Annotated in this window: 1 protein-coding gene; it reads left to right on the top strand. The window is 50.0% G+C overall.

Going from position 1 to position 2,908, the window contains the following annotated elements; all coding sequences use genetic code 11:
• The coding region (locus AB1467_07345; protein MEW6296069.1) for a beta-propeller fold lactonase family protein at positions 1 to 2,908 on the top strand (2,908 nt) is incomplete at both ends.

The raw sequence follows: 2,908 nt of genomic DNA, 5'->3' as shown, positions 1-2,908 counted from the left end.
TACCAAGTCCGGCTATACCTATGCCCAGAGACGGGCCGAGGTTGTCTCAACCCGGGACACCTCAGTTGATCCCGTCTATCTTACCCCCTTAGATCCAAAGGTAACAACTATCACCCCGGAAGGGGGCACAGCTACCAACTCTACTGGAACCTTAGAGCTTATTTTTCCTCCCGGGGCCGTCTCAGAGCCGATAGATGTTCAGGCAACCTGGTGTGAGAAGGCAGAGCACCTCCCCTTCCCCCTTCCCCCAAACTCCATCTTTACCTATGCGGCCAGTTTTGAACCTGCTGATGCCAGGTTCGACCAACCAGTTACCTTGCGAGTAAAAAATACCCTTGGCTTTGACCCGGGCACCCCTATTCCCATAGGATTCTACAACAAAGGCAGTTGCTGGGAGCCTGTTGGGATGGGCATTGTCACGGATGATGGCCAGTGGTCCGAATATACCATCTCTCGCTTCTCCTGGTATGACTGCAACCTTGCCTGGCGGTTAAGAAGAGGATTGAAGGCCCCCACCTCACAGGAGAACAAGACCCCTGAGAATAATGCTCCGGGGAAAGAGTGCGCCTCTTCGGCCGGCTCAAGGGTTGGTATCAAGACGGGGGACCTCTATATAGATCACACCCTTCCCTCTACAAAAGCTTTAAATGTATCTAAGAGCCTCATCCTGACTTATACCTCCAGCACGGCTAACCCCTCTGTCCTCTTTGAGACCGAGGCCAATGTTGATAGCCTTTCTGCCTTTTGGGCTCCTACCTCTGGTTATCTGCTTGAGGCAGAAGGTATTCGCAAGGAGATAAAGTATACCCCAACCGCTGGTGATGCCCGCCAGGCCTTCTTTTTTGATGGTAGAAATGCCCGGGGTAAGACCCTCTCCACCGGTAGTTATCCATACAAGATCACCCTCTCCAATGATTTTAATTTAAGCTATGCCACAACCAATATCTTTGGTGGCTTACCCGACCGTGTCCTGAATATATTTACCCCCTTCTTTGTTCCCCGTAGTTCATCTATGCAGGGAAGATTCATCATCCATAACCAGGTTGACTCCCCTTTTGGTGCAGGCTGGGGCTTAGCTGGTCTCCAGCGGCTGCACCTTGATCCGGATGGGGATATACTCCTGACCGAAGGGGATGGCTCTTCCCTTGTCTTTTCCAAAAAACAATTCGCCTATGTGACTAATACCGGGAGCAATAGTGTCTCTGTCCTCAACCTCAACATTGACCCCTCAAGCGATATGGTGGTAAAAACAATCCCTGTTGGCAATAGACCTAGTGCCGTGGCTGTTACCCCGGATGCTAAATATGCCTATATAGTTAATAATTATAGTCATGATGTCTCTGTCATCGATATCTCAAGCGATGTAGTGATAAGCACAATCACTGTTGGGTCGCGGCCCTGGGAATTGGCTGTCAGGCCCGATGGGAGATATGTCTATGTGGGTAATTTTAGCAGTCATAATATCTCTGTCATCGAGACCTCAAGCAATACAGTAGTCAGCACCATCGGTGGTGTGCGCTATCCCTATGGAATAGCCTTCACTCCGGATAGTAGATATGCCTATGTAAGCAATTATTGGAAGAATACTGTCTCTGTCATCGATGCCTCAAGCAATACCGTGGTAAACCTAATCCCTGTTGGGTCTCGTCCCGAGGGAGTGGCTGTTACCCCGGATGGTAGATATGTCTATGTGTGTAATACCCAGAGCGATGATGTCTTTGTCATTGATACCTCAAGCGATACAGTGGTAGCAACCGTTCCTGTGGGGGATTATCCTGTCGTAGCGGCTATCACCCCGGATAGCAGATATGTCTATGTGCCTAATCATTATAGCGGGACTGTCTCTGTCATCGATACTTCAAGTAATACAGTGGTAGATACAGTCTCTGTTGGTGGGGGCGCTACCGTAGTAGACATCACCCCGGATGGCAGATATGCCTATGTGACTACCTGGTGGAGCGATAGTGTCACTGTCATTGATATCTTCAGATGTAATACCGTGGTAGGCAAAATCCCTGTTGGGGATGGTCCCCGTGGAGTAGCCGTTATGCCTAAGGTCTCGGATACATTTATTCCTCCATCCGGGGAGTTTTCAACCTTTGTCCGAAATCCGGATGGTACCTATACCCGCACAATGAAGGACAGCACAAGACACTACTTCAACTCCAAAGGTCTCCATACCTCAACGGTGGATAGAAACGGCAATACTACTACCTACACCTATGATGAGGGAGATAGGCTCATCTCCATCACCGACCCGGTGGGCCAGGTAACCTCCTTTGCCTACTCGGGAGACCACCTCTCTACCATCACCGACCCGGCCGGAAGGGTAACCCGTCCCTACTATGACAGGGAGGGAAATCTGGTAATGATCACCAATCCTGATGGGACTTCCAAATCCTTCACCTATGACTCCAAGCATCTCCTCACCTCTAAAACCGATGAGCGGGGCAATGTAACCTCTTACATCTACGATAACTATGGAAGAATTGCGGAGGTTCACTCCCCAGAGCATGAGGTCCTGAAGGATGGGCAATTGACAAGGGAGATAAGAATCTCAAGATTCAGACCTACTGACACCCAGCATCTGATCAATGACCTACCGGAAGGCACAGGCACCCCGGATAACCCGGCGCCAGTAGTAAGACCTGAGGAGGTAAGATACGAAGTAGAGGAAAGCTGCTGTGGTATAGCCAAGCGCACCGGAAGTACTGATAAGTTCGGTGGAGTCACTGAAGAGACCGATGCCCTGGGTAGAACTACCTATCTTGAAAGGGATGAGAACTCCAATCCCACCCAGATCATCCGGCCAAATGGGGCCATAATGACGATGAGCTATGATGGGCGGGGTAATCTCTTAAGTTCTACTGAGCAGTCGATTGATGCTACCACCTCTTTCACCTATGAA

This window comes from Candidatus Diapherotrites archaeon (assembly GCA_040755695.1).
Taxonomy (GTDB): Archaea; Iainarchaeota; Iainarchaeia; order Iainarchaeales; family 1-14-0-10-31-34; genus JBFMAK01.
This window is presented reverse-complemented; position numbering and strand designations above follow the sequence as displayed.